The following is a 16,972-nucleotide window of genomic DNA, read 5'->3' as shown; positions in this document are numbered from 1 at the left end:
CACGTGCTGACGCGCCCGGCCAGCCGGGCGCTCGCCGAAACGAGGTCGGTTACGAGTGGTAGGGCTCCGCGCTGAGCAGCTTCACCTTCACCGTGTTGCCGTTGGGCACGGTGTAGCTGCGGGTCTCGCCCACCTTGGCGTCGATCAGGGCGCCGCCCAGCGGTGAGTTCGGCGAGTACACCTCGAGCTTGCCGTCGTTGACGCCCTCCTGGCGGGTGGCGATCAGGAAGGTTTCCGTGTCGGACTCGTCGTCGTTGTAGCAGACCTTCACCACCGAGCCCGGCAGCGCGACGCCGGACTGCTTAGGCGCCTCGCCGACCTTCGCGTTGTTCAACAGGTCCTGCAGCTGGCGGATGCGCGCTTCCTGCTGACCCTGCTCTTCGCGGGCGGCGTGGTAGCCACCGTTCTCGCGCAGGTCGCCTTCCTCGCGGCGGTCGTTGATCTCCGCGGCGATGACCGGACGATTCGCAATCAAGTGATCGAGCTCGGCCTTGAGTCGGTCGTGTGACTCCTGGGTAAGCCAGGTAACGGAGGTGTCCGTCATCTCGTCGTGCTCCTCGTATGTTGTTGCGCGAGTTCGCGTTGAGTCCTGTCGGCTCCGCCGCTCCCGACGTATGCGCGTCCCGCCCCGTGTGCTGCCGCTCCGTTTTGCTCAGGCCGCTAATGCAGCAACACGGTCCCAGCCGGAACCGTGTATTAATCCATGTTACCACCGTGCAAACAATTGATGACCCCATATTCGCAGTTCGATCGCGGATTAAGGGGTCACGCAGGGCGCAGGTACGCGGGCACATCGGTGCCGCAGCCATAGATGTCGGCCACCACCGGCGGTTCGAAAGATTTCACCGTCGTCGTCACCTGCACGGTGGGCGCGTCCGACGGCGGTACCAGCAGCTCTCGTCGGCCCGTCTCGCTGCCGTCCTGCGAGCGGACCCGCACGATGCAGTCCACCGGCCGCGACGGATCCGATCGCGTCACGCTGATCGTTATCGACGCCGTCTGGTCGTCGATCACCCGGTAGCCGGCCATCGTCCCTTTGACGTCACTGGTGCCGAACCGGTGATAACCGATGAGAGCGACGACGAGCCCGGCCATGACTACCAGCACGCCCAGCGTGACGATCACCCACCGCCGGGGGATACGAGACAGCCGGGAGCGCCCATAGCGGGCCTCGGGACGCGCGATCGGGGTGTCGGTCATAGCTGGTTGTGCCTGGTTGTCGGCTGCCCGGCACCGGCCGACAGCATGCAACGAACTCGAAACTGGAATTATAGGGTCAGACCGGGCGACCACCAGACTGACAAGGGGGCACGTGAGCGAATTGCGGTTGATGGCGGTGCACGCCCACCCCGACGACGAGTCCAGCAAGGGCGCGGCCACGCTGGCCCGTTACGCCGACGAGGGTCATCGGGTGCTGGTGGTGACGTTGACCGGCGGTGAGCGCGGCGACATCCTCAACCCGGCGATGGACCTGCCCGAGGTGCACGGACACATCGCCGAAATCCGCCGCGACGAGATGGCCAAGGCCGCCGAGATACTCGGCGTGGAACACACCTGGCTGGGTTTCGTCGACTCCGGATTACCCCAGGGCGACCCGCTGCCGCCGTTGCCCGAGGGCTGTTTCGCGCTGGTGCCGCTGGAGGAGTCGGTCGAGGCGCTGGTGCGCGTGGTCCGTGAATTCCGCCCGCACGTGATGACCACCTACGACGAAAACGGCGGTTATCCCCACCCCGATCACATTCGCTGTCATCAGGTTTCGGTCGGCGCGTTCGAGGCGGCCGGCGATTATCGGCGCTTCGCCGACGCCGGCGAGCCGTGGACGGTGTCCAAGCTGTACTACAACCACGGCTTCCTGCGCGCGCGAATGCAGTTGTTGCACGACGAAGCCGTCAAGCACGGCCAAGAACCCCCGTTCAAGAAGTGGCTCGAGCACTGGGACGCCAAGCACGATCCGTTCGAGTCCCGGGTGACCACGCGCGTCGAGTGCTCGGCGTACTTCAGCCAGCGCGACGACGCGCTGCGGGCGCACACCACGCAGATCGACCCCGACCACGACTTCTTTGCCGCTCCCATCGAATGGCAGCAACGGCTCTGGCCCACTGAAGAATTCGAGTTGGCGCGGTCGCGGGTTCCGGTCCGGCTACCCGAGGACGACCTGTTCGCCGGAATCGAGAGCGACGAGTGAATCACCTGTTTCTCGTCGCCGCCGGCTGGCAAGCCGACGGCCCGCCGCGCCACACCGGCCCCGATTTCGGCAAGGCCAGCCCGATCGGTCTGCTGATCATCGTGCTGCTGTTGATCAGCACGCTGTTTCTGTTGCGTTCGATGAACCGGCAGTTGAAGAAGGTGCCGGAAACGTTTGATCCCAAGCACCCCGAACCGGACCAGGCCGCCGACGAAGGCACTGACGCGGTCGACCGGGACAACGGCGATGAGGCGGACGGCTCGCCGCGAGCCCCGGGGTCCGACGATGAGCCCGGCTGACCCCGCTTCCACGAATACCCTTGGGCTGGCGACCAGCCCGTATCTGCGCCAGCACGCCGACAATCCGGTGCATTGGCAGCAGTGGACCCCCGAGGCGCTGGCCGTTGCCGCCGAACGCGACGTGCCCATTCTGCTGTCCGTCGGCTACGCCGCGTGCCACTGGTGTCACGTCATGGCCCACGAATCATTTGACGACGGCGAAGTGGCCGCCGCGATGAACGCCGGATTCGTCTGCATCAAGGTCGACCGTGAGGAACGCCCGGACATCGACGCGGTCTACATGAACGCCACAGTCGCCCTCACCGGGCACGGCGGCTGGCCGATGACGTGTTTCCTCACTCCGGACGGGCGTCCCTTCTTCTGTGGCACCTACTATCCGAAAGAAGGTTTCCTGCAACTTCTTTCGGCTGTATCCGCGACCTGGCGGGAGCGTCGTGGCGAGGTCGAGGAGGCCTCCGACCATATCGCCGGCGAGTTGCGCAGGCTCTCGTCCGGTCTGCCGGGCGGTGGTCCTCCGATAGCGCCGGAGCTGTGCGACCACGCCGTCGCCACGCTGCTCGAGGACCGCGACGCGGTGCACGGCGGGTTCGGCGGTGCGCCCAAGTTCCCGCCGTCGGCGTTGCTCGAGGCGCTGCTGCGCCACTTCGAGCGCACCGGCTCTCCGGATGCGCTTACGGCGGTGGCACACACCGGCAACGCGATGGCCCGCGGCGGCATCTACGACCAGCTGGGCGGCGGCTTCGCCCGCTACAGCGTCGACAACGCCTGGGTGGTACCGCATTTCGAGAAGATGCTGTACGACAACGCACTGTTGCTGCGCGCCTACGCGCACTGGGCCCGGCGCACCGCGGACCCGCTGGCGCGCCGGGTCACCGCGGCGACCGCCCGGTTCCTGCTCGTCGAGTTGGCCGACGGTGCCATGTTCACCTCGTCGCTGGACGCCGACGCCGACGGCCGCGAGGGTTCGACCTATGTGTGGACGCCGGCGCAACTGACCGAGGTGCTCGGACCCGACGACGGCCCCTGGGCGGCAAGCGTTTTCGCGGTCACCGAGAGCGGTACGTTCGAGCACGGCACCTCGGTGCTGCAGGCCCCCGCGAGCGGGAGGGGCCCCCAACCCGTCGACGCGGAGGATCCGCAGCGGCTGGAACGCGTGCGTGCCGCGCTGCTGACGGCCCGCCGCGCCCGGGTCCAGCCCGGGCGTGACGACAAGGTCGTCACCTCGTGGAATGGCCTGGCGATCACCGCGTTGGCTGAGGCCAGCGTGGCGCTGGACGAGCCCGAACTGGTTGAAGCCGCGCGGCGCTGCGCGCGGGCGCTGCTGGATCTGCATGTGGTCGATGGCCGGTTGCGACGCGCCAGCCTGGACGGCGTGGTCGGCGACAGCGTTGCCATCCTCGAGGACCACGCGATGCTGGCCACCGGTCTGCTCGCGCTGTATCAGCTGACCGCCGAGGCGATCTGGCTGACGGCGGCAACCGATCTGCTGGACACCGCGTTGGCGCGCTTCGCCGATCGGGCGCAACCCGGCCGCTGGTTCGACACCGCCGACGACGCCGAGCGGTTAATGCTTCGGCCGGCCGACCCGCTGGACGGCGCGACTCCGTCGGGAGCCTCGTCGATCACCGAGGCGCTGCTGACCGCCGCGCACCTGGTCGACGGTGACCGTGCCCAGCGGTATCTGCGGGCGGTCACCGAATCGCTTGGCGCGCACTCGGTGCTGCTGGAACGCGCGCCGCGGTCGGCCGGGCATTGGCTGGCCGTCGCGGAAGCGGCGGTGCGCGGACCGCTGCAGATCGCGGTCGCGTGCGACCCGTCGGCCTCGACGCTGTTGGCCGACGCGCGACGGCTGGCACCCGGCGGGGCGATCGTGGTGGGCGGGGAGGCGGATTCGTCGGCGCTGCTGGCCGGCCGGCCCCGGGTGGGCGGCGCCGACGCCGCCTACGTGTGCCGCGGCCAGGTCTGCGACCTGCCGGTGACCGGCGCAACCGAACTGGCCGCCGCCCTGGGTGTTGCGGGTCACTGAAGCCGATGGTGGCGACCCGCAGCGCCCGGCTGCGCCGCGCTGGCGATCACCACTAGCGCGGGGTTACCCTGCGTCCCATGCCGAATGCCGCGAGGACCGAAGCGATCAGGAATACGGTCAACCGCTACATCGAACTGGTCGCCAAGGGCAGCGCCGATGACTTGGTCGAGTTGTACGCCGACGATGCCACCGTCGAAGATCCGGTCGGCGGCGAGGTGCACATCGGCCGGCAGGCGATCCACGGCTTCTATTCCGCGGTCAACGAAGTGCAGCGCGAATGCGAACTGGTGACGCTGCGCGTCGCAGGCAACGAGGCGGCGTTCCAGTTCCGGCTGACCGTGACCGCGGGCGAGCACCGCATGGTGATCGAGCCGATCGACGTCATGGTGTTCGACAGCCGAGGCAAGATCGCCTCGATGAAGGCCTACTGGTCCCCGGAGGACGACGTCACCCCGGCCTGAGCGGGGTGACGAGGCAGCCCTATCCGCCCGCCAGCCAGGCGTGGTCGCTTGTGTAGAAGACGGCGAACCACATGGCGATGTAGTGCAGGATCGCCGCGATCGCGGTGAAGGCGTGGAAGAACTCGTGATAGCCGAACGTCTTGGGCCACGGGTCGGGCCAGCGCAGCCCGTAGAAGATGCCCCCCACGCTGTAGAACACGCCGCCCACCGCCAGCAGCACCATCGCGGCCACGCCGGCCTGGTGCACGATCGTGGGGGCGAACCAGACGGCCACCCATCCCAGCAGCAGATAGAGCGGCACGCCGACCCAGCGCGGCGCCGTCGGCCAGCACATCTTCAACGCGATGCCCGCGGCCGCGCCGCCCCACACGATGCACTGCACCAACACCCCGGTGTCCTGCGGCATGACCAGCCGCGCGAACGGCGTGTAGCTACCGGCGATGAAGACGAAGATCATCGAATGGTCGAGCCGCTTCATTCGGCTGCGCGCGACGTCTGACTTCCACTGCACGCGGTGATAGGTGGCGCTGACCGCGAACATCGCCACCGTCGCGGCGGCGTAGACCAGCGTCGAATGGCCGGCGCGGGGCGAGGAGACCGCCCACGACACCGACACCAGCGTGGCGCCGGTGATGATGGCCAGCCACGCGGAGACGAAGTGGATCCAGCCGCGCATCCGGGGCTTGCCCAGGATCTGGGCGGCGCCCTCGACGAACTGTTCGACGGTGTTGCCCGGAACGATCGCGTCGGGTTCGGGCTCCGGGTTGGGGGCGGTACTGGTCTGACTGCTCATTGTCTTCTGTGTCATGTTCTCGCAACTAGGGATACCAGTGGGAAGGTCGGCCAAGGCTGTTCAAGACCCACAGTAGCCAGGGATGGTTACGGCGCAGTCTCGACTTTGGCGCCGACCGGGCCGAAACGAGACCGGTGAATAAATCACCGCTGGCAGTAGGGTGATTGTTCGTGGAAATTATTCCGCCGCGGCTCAAAGAGCCGCTGTATCGCGTCTACGAGTTGCGGCTGCGGCAGGGCCTGGCCGCCTCGAAGTCCCAGCTGCCGCGGCACATCGCCGTGCTGTGCGACGGTAACCGGCGGTGGGCGCGCGACGCGGGATACGAGGACGTCAGCTACGGCTACCGAATGGGCGCGTCCAAGATCGCCGAGATGCTCCGCTGGTGCCAGGAAGCAGGCGTCGAAATGACGACGGTGTACCTGCTGTCCACGGAAAATCTGCAACGCGATCCCGACGAGTTGGCGGGGCTGATCGAAGTCATCACCGACGTCGTCGAGGAGATCTGCGCACCGGCCAATCGCTGGAGCGTGCGCACGGTGGGGGACTTGGAACTGCTCGGCGACGAGCCGGCCCGCCGGTTGCGCGGGGCCGTCGAGTCCACACCGAGCGTCGCGCCGTTCCACGTCAACGTGGCGGTCGGCTACGGAGGCCGGCAGGAGATCGTCGGCGCGGTGCGTGCGTTGCTCAACAAGGAACTCGCTAACGGCGCCACCGCCGAGGAACTCGTCGACGCGGTAACGGTCGACGCCATCTCCGAGAACCTCTACACGTCCGGGCAGCCCGACCCCGACCTGGTGATCCGCACGTCGGGTGAGCAACGGCTGTCCGGATTTCTGCTGTGGCAGAGCGCCTATTCGGAGATGTGGTTCTGCGAGACGCATTGGCCTGCCTTCCGCCGCGTCGACTTCTTGCGCGCGCTGCGCGACTACAGCCGGCGGGATCGCCGGCACGGAAAGTAACTCTCGAAGCCCTTAAGGGCCCGCTTGCCTGCGTGCCACACTGAGTGCATGGCTGCGCTGTCGGCGGTGGTGTTCACGCTGAGCGCCTGGCTGGGTCTCTATCTGGCGGCTCGCGATCCGCGCAAACCCGTTCTCGCTTTGGCGGCGATCGGACTCTGTGGGTTCGCGCTCGTCGTGGGGCTGGACGCGGTCCGGACCGCCAGTCCCGTGTACGCCCAGGCGTTGAGCAGTGTGGAGATCTATCTGGCGACCATTCCCGGACTGGCGTGGTTCGCGGTGCTCGTCGAGTTGTCCCGGCCCAGCGACGTCTCCCGGGGGCGCACCCGCGAGTTGTTGCTCGTGGCCGGGGTTGCCGCGCTGACCTTGTGCGGGGCGACGTTGGCCGGCAGCGTCGACGGGCCGCTGCGGCCGGGGCACTGGCTGATGTTCGCGGTGATCTCGGTGTCGACGCTCGCCGCGATGGCCGTCGTGTTGCGCCGGCCGCGACGGCCGAAGCCGGCGGTGGGCCTCGCCATTACCGCCACGCTGTTCTTCGCGCTGAGCAACGCGATCCTGATCATTCCGCTGGGCCTGGTGCCCAGCTGGGTCGCGCTGGCGTCGACGAGTTGCGACGTCTTGGGGCTCGGAGTCGCCGTCGCCCTGTGGGACGCGTTCGACGAGGGTCACGCGCTGCGCGCCGACATGCTCCGCTCGTTCGCCGGTTCGGTGGCGGTGGCGGTGCTGTTCGGCGGCCAGGCGCTGATGGGGTTGGCGGTGACCCGCGACGATCCCGGCGCCCAGACCGCGCTTTCCGTGCTCTTGTTCACCAGCCTGGCGATCGCGATCACCGTGCAGGTGCTCGCGGATCCGCTGGCCGGCGTGCTCGACCGGCTGGCATTCTCGAAATCGCCTGCGCTGCGGGCGGATCGGGCCGCGCTGCGGCACACCGGTGCGGCACTGCCGCTGCGGCAGGAGCACCCGCTCGCCGACCTCGACGACGTCACCTTCGCCAGACTCACCCGGCGGGCACTGGGCCACTACGGCGACCTGACCAAGCTGGTCGCGAGTCCGCTGACCGCGTTACCGGTGATCGACGAGCGGCTGGCGGCCCGGGGAGCCCCCGATCAACCGATCGAGCGGGCCAACGAACTCAAGGCCGTGCTGGCCGACGGCATAGCGCGGCTCAAACCCCGCGACGGCGGCGACTTCGGGACCAGCGAAGAGTGGCGGTACTACAACTCGCTGTACTTTCCCTACGTTGTCGGGGTGCGCGCCTACGCGCAGAACGCCACCGCCTCGGGCCTGGATCCGACCGCGCGCCAGGCCTGGCAGTGGTTCGTCACCGAGGTGCCCCAGCGTTCGTTGCACAACTGGCAGAACGCCGCGGCCCGCCTGATCGCCGCCGATCTTCGTGGCCGGATCCCGGTTCCCAGCGACTCGAACGGGTAGCGAGTCACCGCGGCGATGCCCGCACCCCTGTGACTTCTGGGGCCGATGAGGCGTTACGACTGGCGCGTGTCAAATATTTACCCGCCGACGGGAATAGTCGGGTGAACCACCTCGTCGTTGTACCCGTGGCATTAGTTGGCAGCGCCACGAGTCGATATGGCAGTGCACTGGCGGCACCCTCAAAGCTGTTCGACCCAACCCGCCATCGCGAGGAGTAAGCAGATGAGCTCTATTACCGGCGTATCAACCATCCCGACCCGGCCCCTCTACGACTCAACGGATTCGCTGTTGCGTTTTGCCGTACGTGCCGACGCGACCCTGACCGGCATGTTCGGTTTGGCCGTCGCCTTCCTCGCCGACCCGATTTCGTCGCTGACCGGCCTGACGTCGTTCCAGGAATACGGCGTGGGCGTCGTTTTCGTGCTCGCCGGGCTGCTGGTGTTCAGCCTCGGTGCGCTGCCGGATCTGCGGCGTGTCGGCAACAGCGTCATGGTAGTCAACGTCGCGTTCACGCTGGCCGCGATCGTCGGCGCGGAGGCGCTGCCGCTGACGCTGACCGGCGTCGCGTTGACGCTGGCCAGCGGCGCGTACACCGCGGCGTTCGCGGGGTTGCAATACCTGGGTGTGCGCCGCCTCGAGGCATGACCTGCAGTGCGTTCAGCGTGCGGCGTTAAAGCTTGCGCAACCGCAGCCGGTTGATGGAGTGGTCGGCGTCTTTGCGCAGCACCAGGGTGGCGCGCGGCCGGGTCGGAAGGATGTTCTCGACCAGATTGGGTCGGTTGATGGAGCGCCAGATCTCGCGGGCGGCGGCGACCGCCTTCGTGTCGTTCAACGCCGAGTAGTGGTGGAAGTGCGATTCGGGATCCGCAAAGGCGGTGCCGCGCATGGCCAAGAACCGCGATATGTACCACTGTTCGATGTCTTCGATTCGGGCGTCGACGTAGACGCCGAAGTCGAACAGGTCCGACACCATCAGGGTCGGACCGGTCTGCAAAACGTTGAGGCCCTCCAGGATCAGGATGTCGGGGTGGCGGACCACGTGCTTGGCCCCGGGGATGATGTCGTATTTGAGGTGCGAATAGACGGGCGCGCACGCGTAGTCCGAACCGGATTTGACCGAGGTCACGAACCGCATCAGAGCCCGGCGGTTATAGCTTTCCGGAAACCCCTTGCGGTGCATCAGGTTCCGCCGGTCCAGCTCGGCATTCGGGTACAGGAAGCCGTCGGTGGTGACCAGGTCCACCCGGGGGTGATGGTCCCAGCGCGCCAGGAGCGCCTGCAGCACACGCGCGGTCGTCGACTTTCCGACGGCCACGCTGCCGGCCACCCCGATGATGAACGGCACCGGCCGGTTCGGGTTCTGCTGAGGTTCGCCAAGGAATTCCGCGGTGGCGGCGAACAGCCGCTGGCGCGCGGCGACCTGCAGGTGTATGAGCCGCGCCAGCGGCAAATAGACCTCTTCGACTTCGAGCAAGTCGATTTGTTCGCCCAGGCCCCGCAGGCCGACGAGTTCTTCCTCGGTGAGGGCCAGCGGCGTCGACATACGAAGCGCACGCCATTGCTTTCGGTCGAACTCCACATAAGGGCTCGGCTCGCTAAGCCGCGGCATAGTGCAAGTGTTACAGCAGCGTCGAAATGCCGAACGGCTGGGCTGGCGAAAAGTCGGCGCTGGATAGACTGGCGGCCGTGACTGCTGCACCTGACGCCCGCCCCTCGACGTCCGTGATGTCCGCCCCGCTGGCCGACGTCGACCCGGATATCGCCGAGCTGCTCGGCAAAGAGCTCGCCCGGCAACGCGACACGCTCGAGATGATCGCGTCGGAGAACTTCGTGCCGCGTGCGGTGCTGCAGGCGCAGGGCAGCGTGCTGACCAACAAGTACGCCGAGGGGTTGCCGGGTCGCCGCTACTACGGCGGCTGCGAGTACGTCGACGTGGTGGAGAACATCGCCCGTGACCGGGCCAAGGCGCTCTTCGGAGCCGACTTCGCCAACGTGCAGCCGCATTCGGGTGCCCAGGCCAACGCCGCCGTACTGCACGCGCTGATGTCGCCGGGGGAGCGGCTGCTGGGTCTGGACCTGGCCAACGGTGGTCACCTGACGCACGGCATGAAGCTGAACTTCTCGGGCAAGCTGTACGAGAACGGTTTCTACGGCGTCGACCCGACGACGCATCTGGTCGACATGGACGCGGTACGCGCCCGTGCGCTGGAATTCCGCCCCAAGGTGATCATCGCGGGCTGGTCGGCCTACCCGCGGATTTTGGACTTCGCGGCGTTCCGGTCGGTCGCCGACGAAGTCGGCGCCAAGCTCTGGGTGGACATGGCGCACTTCGCCGGCCTCGTCGCGGCCGGACTGCACCCCTCTCCGGTGCCGCACGCCGACATCGTCTCGACCACGGTGCACAAGACGCTCGGCGGCGGCCGCTCGGGCATGATCCTGGGCAGGCAGGAGTACGCCAAGGCCGTCAATTCGGCGGTGTTCCCGGGCCAGCAGGGCGGCCCCCTCATGCACGTCATCGCCGGCAAGGCCGTGGCGCTGAAGATCGCGAGCACCCCCGAATTCGTCGAGCGGCAGCAGCGCACGCTCTCCGGTGCGCGCATCCTCGCCGAGCGGCTGTTGGCCGCCGATGTCGCGAAGGCCGGCGTGTCGGTGGTCAGCGGCGGCACCGACGTGCACCTGGTCCTGGTGGACCTGCGCAACTCCCCGCTCGACGGGCAGGCCGCCGAGGACCTGCTGCACGAGGTCGGCATCACCGTCAACCGCAACGCCGTGCCCAACGACCCGCGCCCGCCGATGGTCACCTCCGGGCTGCGGATCGGAACGCCCGCGCTGGCCACCCGCGGCTTCGGCGACAGCGAGTTCAGTGAGGTTGCCGACGTCATCGCCGCCGCGTTGGCGGCCGGCAGTTCGGCCGACGTCGCGGGGCTACGGCAGCGTGTGACCCGGCTGGCGCAGGAGTTTCCCCTGTACGACGGCCTCGAAGACTGGGCGCTGGTCGGCCGCTGACCCGGCCGGCGGCGCGTTTCGGGACGAAAAGTCACCAGTTGCCGCGACACGGCCCGGCCGATTTCATGAACCTGTGTACGCAGGTTACGGTTATCTCATGGCCGAAAGACCTGTCGCTAATGCGCTGACCCTGGAACTCGAGCCGGTCGTCGAAGCGAACATCGACCGCCACCTGTCCACCGAAGAAATCTGGTTCGCGCACGACTACGTGCCGTTCGACCGGGGCGAGAACTTCGCCTTCCTGGGTGGACGCGACTGGGACCCGTCATCGATGACGCTGCCGAGGCCGTTGACCGACGCCTGCGAAATCATGCTGCTGCTCAAGGACAATCTCGCCGCGCACCACCGCGAGCTGGTCGAGCACTTCATCCTGGAGGACTACTGGGGCCGCTGGCTGGGCCGGTGGACCGCCGAGGAGCACCTGCACGCGATCGCGCTGCGTGAGTACCTGGTGGTGACCCGCGAGGTCGACCCCACCGCCAACGAAGAGGCCCGCGTCCAGTACGTCATGAAGGGCTACCGCGCCGACACCTACTCGCAGGTGGAAACGCTGGTGCACATGGCCCTCGTCGAACGCACCCACGCGGTGTTCTGCGAAAACCTGGCCGCAAAGCTCGAGGAGCCCATCCTGGCCGGTCTCATCGATCGGATCGCCCGCGATGAGCGGCGCCACGAACTCTTCTTCTCGAACCTCGTCGCGCACTGCCTCGAGTACACCCGCGACGAGACCATCGCAGCGATCGCGGCCCGGGCGGCCGATCTGCAGGTGCCCGGCGCCGACATCGACGCGTACCTGGACAAGGTGCAGAACGTCGAAAAGGCAGGCATTTTCGGCCCCGAGCAACTGCGCCAAGCGATCTCGGACCGCATCACCGCATGGGGGCTCGCGGACGAGCCCCAACTGCGCCAACTCGTCGTCGGCTGAGTCGGCCCGCACGCATCTCTTGACACCGGCCACCGGATGAAGGTGGTCGCGGCACGCCACGTCGGCGCGCCTGCACAGCGGGCACGCGGCCACGGGAGTAGCGTCGTTCCCGATGGTCAGCGTCATGCTCTGCTGCCAGGGCGGCACCTCCCGTCATCACAAGGGAAGGACCGGCCCCGGTCCTGGTGCTGCGGTTCCCGTCGACATGCCTGTGCGGGTCCGCGCGGGCTCATCCCGCTCGAGGAGCGCTACGTGACCGATATCCGGACCTACGTGATCGACACTTCCGTGCTGCTGTCCGACCCTTGGGCGTGCAGCCGGTTCGCCGAACACGAGGTGGTTGTTCCGTTGGTGGTGATCAGCGAGCTGGAGGCCAAACGCCACCACCACGAGCTGGGATGGTTCGCCCGCCAGGCGTTGCGGCTGTTCGATGACCTTCGGCTCCTGCACGGACGGCTGGATCAGCCCATTCCCGTTGGGGCGCAGGGTGGTTCGCTGCACGTCGAGCTCAACCACACAGACCCTTCGGTGCTGCCGGCCGGTTTCCGCAGCGACAGCAACGACTCCCGGATCCTGAGTTGCGCCGCCAACCTCGCGGCCGAAGGCAAGCGAGTTACGTTGGTCAGCAAGGACATTCCGCTTCGGGTCAAGGCCGCCGCGGTAGGGCTGGCCGCCGACGAATACCACGCGCAGGACGTGGTCGCCTCCGGGTGGTCGGGAATGCGCGAGATCGAGACCGCCACCGAAGACATCGACGCCCTGTTCACCGATGGCGAGATTGATCTGGTGGAAGCGCGAGACCTGCCCTGCCACACCGGTGTTCGGCTGCTCGGCGGTAGCTCTCATGCGCTAGGCCGGGTCAACGCGGACAAACGCGTCCAGCTGGTGCGCGGCGACCGCGAGGCGTTCGGGCTACGCGGACGCTCGGCCGAACAGCGGGTTGCGCTCGACCTGCTGCTCGACGAGTCGGTGGGCATCGTGTCGCTGGGCGGCAAGGCGGGCACCGGCAAGTCGGCGCTCGCGTTGTGCGCCGGTCTGGAGGCGGTGCTGGAGCGACGCACCCAACGCAAGGTGGTCGTCTTCCGCCCGCTCTACGCCGTCGGCGGCCAGGAGCTGGGGTATCTGCCCGGCAGCGAAAGCGAAAAGATGGGCCCGTGGGCCCAGGCCGTCTTCGACACCCTCGAGGGTCTGGCCAGCCCGGCGGTGCTGGAGGAAGTGCTGTCCCGCGGCATGCTCGAAGTGCTTCCGCTGACCCACATCCGCGGCCGGTCGCTGCACGACTCTTTCGTCATCGTCGACGAGGCGCAGTCGCTGGAGCGCAACGTCCTGCTGACCGTGCTGTCCAGGTTGGGCACCGGATCGCGGGTGGTGCTCACGCACGACATCGCGCAGCGCGACAACCTGCGGGTGGGCCGCCACGACGGGGTCGCGGCCGTGATCGAGAAGCTCAAGGGCCACCCGCTGTTCGCCCACATCACCCTGTTGCGCAGCGAGCGATCGCCGATCGCCGCCCTGGTCACCGAGATGCTCGAGGAGATCGCAGGCCCGCAGTGAGGCGCCTGACCAGCGCGCTCGATCCCGGGTAAAGCCCTCTTCGATAAACTTCGACGGTGGCGAAACGACCCGACACCCAAGCCTGGCGCTACTGGCGCACGGTTGTCGGCGTGGCGGCGGCCGTCGCGGTGCTGGTAATCGGCGGGCTCACGGGTCATGTGACACGTGCCGACGACCTGAGCTGCTCGGTCATCAAGTGCGTGGCGCTGACCTTCGACGACGGGCCGGGCCCTTTCGACGAGCGGCTGCTGCACATCCTGAAGGAGAACGACGCCAAGGCCACCTTCTTCCTGATCGGCAACAAGGTGGCCGCCAACCCGGCAGGGGCCAAGCGCATCGCCGACGCGGGGATGGAAATCGGCAGCCACACCTGGGAACACCCCAACATGACCACGATCCCGCGCGAAGACATCGCCGCCCAGTTCTCGAAGGCCAACGACGCGATCACCGCCGCGACCGGACGCACCCCGAACCTGTATCGACCCGCGGGTGGATTGTCCGACCCGGTGGTGCGCCAGACCGCCGGCCAATTCGGGCTGGCTGAAATACTTTGGGATGTCATCCCTTTCGATTGGGCGAACGACTCTAATACGGCGGCGACGCGCTACATGCTGATGACCTACATCAAGCCGGGCTCGGTGGTGTTGTTCCATAACACCTACTCGAGCACGGTGGATCTGGTGTATCAGTTCATCCCGGTGCTCAAGGCCAACGGCTACCGGCTTGTGACGGTCAGCGATCTGCTTGGACCACGGGCACCCGGCAGCAGTTACGGCAGCCGGGAGAACGGTCCGCCCGTCAACGGGCTGCGCGACATCCCGCCCGGCGACATCCCCACGCTGCCCAACACGCCCTCGCCGAAACCGATGCCCAACTTCCCGATCACCGACATCCCAGGGCAGAACTCCGGCGGGCCGAATAATGGTGCGTAGAGCTGATTTCGGACTACACGCGACTACCTCTTCATGATCACCGTGGGCCGGCTTCGGGATCGGCTCCCGCCGTCATGGCGTGGCCAGGCGCGGCAGCGCGCCACGGGACAACGAAAGTCTGTTCGGCGGTGGTTGATCCAGTACGGGTTCGACCTGAGCCTGTCCTACGTCCTGGCCGTCGTCGAAGCGGCCGCCATCCTGATTCCCCTGCGGGGACACACTTCCGTCGGTGACAGCTCGGACTTCGCGCGGCAGAACACGGCACCGGTGGTGCTGCTCGTCGTGCTGAGCATCATCGGCGTCACGGTGGCCGGCGCGGTGAGCCTGGCTCCCATCCTGCGCTGGTATGTCGCGGGTGATGATCCCACCCCGGAACAATGCGAAGCCGTGATGAAGCTGGCCGGCCGCCAGTCGGCGATCCTGGTGACGGCCTGGGCGTTCAGTGGCGGAATCTTCATCCTGTTGAACCTGGCTGGCGGCGCCCGACTCCTGCTGCCCATTGTGCTCGGTGTGCTGCTCGGCGGATCGGCCGCTGCTGCCACCGGGATGCTGCTCGCGCAACGCACCCTGCGGCCCATCATGCGCGCCGCCACCCTGGGCGCCGAGCCACGACTGACGGTACCCAGCGTGTACGCGCGACTGGTTCTGTTGTGGTTCCTGTGCAGTGCATTCCCGATCGCCGTGATCGCGACGCTGGTGGTCCTCCGTTCGTACGGGTGGTTGATCGAGAAGTCGGCGTCATTGGATGTGCCGATTCTGGTGGTGTCGCTGGCAGCGTTGGTGCTGGGATTGCCGACGATGATGTTGACCTCGCGGTCCATCTCGGATCCGATCGGCGAGGTCGTCGATGCGATGGCAGAGGTCGAGCACGGCCGCATGGAGACATACGTCGGGGCCTACGAGCGCTCCCAAATCGGCCGTCTGCAAACAGGATTCAACCGGATGGTAAGCGGACTCGCCGAGCGAGATCGGCTGCGTGATTTGTTCGGACGCCATGTCGGGGCCGACGTCGCACAGCGCGCGCTCGACGAGGGGGCATCCCTGTCGGGCGACGTGGTCGAAGCGGCAGTGCTTTTCATCGACCTGGTGGGATCCACCCAGCTCGCCGAAAGTCGGCCCCCGCAACAGGTCGCCGAGGTGCTCAACGACTTCTTCCGCATCGTCGTGCACGCCGTCGACGAACACCACGGGCTGATCAACAAATTCGCCGGCGATGCCGCACTGGCCGTCTTCGGGGTGCCGTTGCCGACGAGCGAACCGGCATCGTCGGCGTTGGCGACCGCTCGTGTGCTCGGTTCCCAACTGCGAAGCCTGCCGGTCGATTTCGGGATCGGCGTCTCAGCGGGGCGGGTCTTCGCCGGCAACGTCGGCGCCGAAAACCGGTATGAGTACACCGTGATCGGAGACGCCGTCAATGAAGCCGCGCGGCTGGCCGACCTCGCCAAAACCTCCGACCGGCGGATCCTGTGTTCGGCGGGGGCCATCGATGCCGCGGGCGAGGACGAGCGCGCGCAGTGGGCCGAATGCTATTCCACGGTACTGCGCGGGCGATCCGAGGCCACCCACGTCTCGGCGCCGACGGGCTAAGCGGCTAGCGGGCCGCTCCGCGTCAGGACTTGGAAACCTTCAGCGCGGCAATGATTTTGCCGACGAGGTCCGCCGAAGCGGCGTCGCCGATGGGTGTGCTGCCGATGAAGACGGTCACCGGCTTGGTGTCGACGGCGATGATGGTGACGGAGTCACCCTTGACGTTGCGGGTGGGGTCGGCGATCGTCACGTCGGCGTCGACCCGGGCGGCCTTCGTGCCGTCGACGGTGATCGACGAAGACTTCGTCGGTCCGAGCGTGGGCTGCGCGTTCGCGTAACCGGGCCCTGCGACGATGCATTGCATCAATTTCGTGGCCTGGGCCGAAAGGTCCATGCTGGGAACGAAATTGGTGACGGCGACCTCGGCCGTCATCATCCACTGATTGGCCCCGGGCACGTCCTGGGCGACACCCAGTCCGCCGATCAGGTTCGGGCCCTGGTCGTCGGAGAACACCGTCCACCCGCCCGGCGCCGCGCTGGCGGGGAACGAAAGCTTGCCCGCGGCAAGCGAGTCGGTCCGGGGCATCTCACCGCCGGACACGTTCGGGGTGCAATCGGTCGCGTTCTGTGCGGAGTTCTTCGGCTGTGAGACCGAGGTGCTCGTTGTCGAGGGCGCGGTGGCGGGCTTGTTGTCATGGCCGCCTCGCATCACCAGCAGTGTTGCCACCAGCGCGATGACCGCCAGCACGACCAGACCGGCGACGATCAGCCACGGCAGCTTCGAGCCGCGACCACCCGGTGGCGGTCCCGGGGGGTAGGGCCCGCCAGGGCCGGCCGGCGGAAACTGTTGTCCGGGTTGGGGATACTGCTGGTAGGG

The 16,972-nt window shown here is 67.4% G+C and carries 17 protein-coding genes; 12 read left to right on the top strand and 5 right to left on the bottom strand.

Annotation, left to right across the window (positions count from 1 at the left end):
• Positions 1–49 precede the first annotated feature (49 nt).
• Positions 50–544, bottom strand: coding sequence for a transcription elongation factor GreA (gene greA / locus A5753_RS13760; RefSeq protein ID WP_067128665.1), 495 nt, complete (start codon positions 542–544; stop codon positions 50–52).
• Positions 545–765: 221 nt separating this feature from the next.
• The gene (locus tag A5753_RS13755; RefSeq protein WP_067128663.1) at positions 766–1,200 is read right to left on the bottom strand and encodes a DUF4307 domain-containing protein; all 435 of its coding nucleotides are present in this window, start codon (positions 1,198–1,200) and stop codon (positions 766–768) included.
• 112 nt (positions 1,201–1,312) lie between these two features.
• Here A5753_RS13755 and mca point away from each other — a divergent pair, with 112 nt between their 5' ends.
• The 4 genes from mca (at position 1,313) to A5753_RS13735 (ending at position 4,971) form a co-directional block, all read left to right on the top strand.
• Positions 1,313–2,185 (top strand): mycothiol conjugate amidase Mca, encoded by an 873-nt coding sequence (gene mca / locus A5753_RS13750; protein WP_067128661.1) that lies wholly within the window; start codon positions 1,313–1,315, stop codon positions 2,183–2,185.
• Complete coding sequence (locus A5753_RS13745; RefSeq protein ID WP_067128658.1) at positions 2,182–2,484, top strand: hypothetical protein; 303 nt, start codon at positions 2,182–2,184, stop codon at positions 2,482–2,484. The genes mca and A5753_RS13745 overlap by 4 nt, the downstream gene beginning before the upstream one ends.
• Positions 2,471–4,510: a thioredoxin domain-containing protein gene (locus A5753_RS13740; RefSeq protein WP_067128655.1), complete on the top strand. Its 2,040-nt coding sequence runs from the start codon at positions 2,471–2,473 to the stop codon at positions 4,508–4,510. Before A5753_RS13745 ends, A5753_RS13740 begins: the two co-directional genes overlap by 14 nt.
• A gap of 77 nt (positions 4,511–4,587) precedes the next feature.
• Positions 4,588–4,971 (top strand): nuclear transport factor 2 family protein, encoded by a 384-nt coding sequence (locus A5753_RS13735; RefSeq protein ID WP_067128652.1) that lies wholly within the window; start codon positions 4,588–4,590, stop codon positions 4,969–4,971.
• Between the two features lie 19 nt (positions 4,972–4,990).
• On the opposite strand, the gene A5753_RS13730 is transcribed toward A5753_RS13735, so the two are convergent.
• A complete protein-coding gene (locus A5753_RS13730; RefSeq protein ID WP_067128649.1) occupies positions 4,991–5,764 on the bottom strand; it encodes a hemolysin III family protein in 774 nt (257 codons plus the stop codon).
• 170 nt (positions 5,765–5,934) lie between these two features.
• On the opposite strand from A5753_RS13730, the gene A5753_RS13725 reads away from it, so the two are divergent.
• The 3 genes from A5753_RS13725 to A5753_RS13715 all read left to right on the top strand — a co-directional run bounded on the left by A5753_RS13725 (position 5,935) and on the right by A5753_RS13715 (position 8,796).
• A complete protein-coding gene (locus A5753_RS13725) occupies positions 5,935–6,723 on the top strand; it encodes a (2Z,6E)-farnesyl diphosphate synthase (protein WP_067128646.1) in 789 nt (262 codons plus the stop codon).
• A 48-nt stretch (positions 6,724–6,771) separates the two neighbouring features.
• Positions 6,772–8,151, top strand: coding sequence for a hypothetical protein (locus A5753_RS13720; protein WP_067128643.1), 1,380 nt, complete (start codon positions 6,772–6,774; stop codon positions 8,149–8,151).
• Positions 8,152–8,373: 222 nt separating this feature from the next.
• Complete coding sequence (locus tag A5753_RS13715) at positions 8,374–8,796, top strand: hypothetical protein (RefSeq protein ID WP_067128640.1); 423 nt, start codon at positions 8,374–8,376, stop codon at positions 8,794–8,796.
• Positions 8,797–8,821: 25 nt separating this feature from the next.
• Here A5753_RS13715 and coaA read toward each other — a convergent pair whose 3' ends face one another.
• A complete protein-coding gene (coaA, locus tag A5753_RS13710) occupies positions 8,822–9,760 on the bottom strand; it encodes a type I pantothenate kinase (RefSeq protein WP_067128637.1) in 939 nt (312 codons plus the stop codon).
• 116 nt (positions 9,761–9,876) lie between these two features.
• Here coaA and glyA point away from each other — a divergent pair, with 116 nt between their 5' ends.
• From glyA to A5753_RS13685, 5 genes are all read left to right on the top strand, one after another.
• Entirely contained in the window at positions 9,877–11,157 is a 1,281-nt protein-coding gene (gene glyA, locus A5753_RS13705; RefSeq protein WP_067128634.1) for a serine hydroxymethyltransferase, read from the top strand.
• Positions 11,158–11,254: 97 nt separating this feature from the next.
• Positions 11,255–12,082 carry an acyl-ACP desaturase gene (locus A5753_RS13700; protein WP_067128876.1) on the top strand — a complete coding sequence of 276 codons (828 nt, stop codon included), beginning with the start codon at positions 11,255–11,257 and terminating at the stop codon, positions 12,080–12,082.
• 252 nt (positions 12,083–12,334) lie between these two features.
• Positions 12,335–13,636 carry a PhoH family protein gene (locus tag A5753_RS13695; RefSeq protein ID WP_067128631.1) on the top strand — a complete coding sequence of 434 codons (1,302 nt, stop codon included), beginning with the start codon at positions 12,335–12,337 and terminating at the stop codon, positions 13,634–13,636.
• Positions 13,637–13,692: 56 nt separating this feature from the next.
• The gene (locus A5753_RS13690; RefSeq protein WP_067128628.1) at positions 13,693–14,568 is read left to right on the top strand and encodes a polysaccharide deacetylase family protein; all 876 of its coding nucleotides are present in this window, start codon (positions 13,693–13,695) and stop codon (positions 14,566–14,568) included.
• A 153-nt stretch (positions 14,569–14,721) separates the two neighbouring features.
• Entirely contained in the window at positions 14,722–16,155 is a 1,434-nt protein-coding gene (locus A5753_RS13685; protein WP_067128874.1) for an adenylate/guanylate cyclase domain-containing protein, read from the top strand.
• A 22-nt stretch (positions 16,156–16,177) separates the two neighbouring features.
• Here A5753_RS13685 and A5753_RS13680 read toward each other — a convergent pair.
• Positions 16,178–16,972 (bottom strand): hypothetical protein (locus tag A5753_RS13680; RefSeq protein WP_156656099.1); only part of this gene is annotated, 795 nt, incomplete at its 5' end.

The sequence above is a fragment of the Mycobacterium sp. 852002-51971_SCH5477799-a genome (assembly GCF_001667145.1).
Classification (GTDB): Bacteria; Actinomycetota; Actinomycetes; order Mycobacteriales; family Mycobacteriaceae; genus Mycobacterium.
Note: the sequence above shows the minus strand (reverse complement) of the source record. Positions and strands in the feature narration are given on the sequence as shown.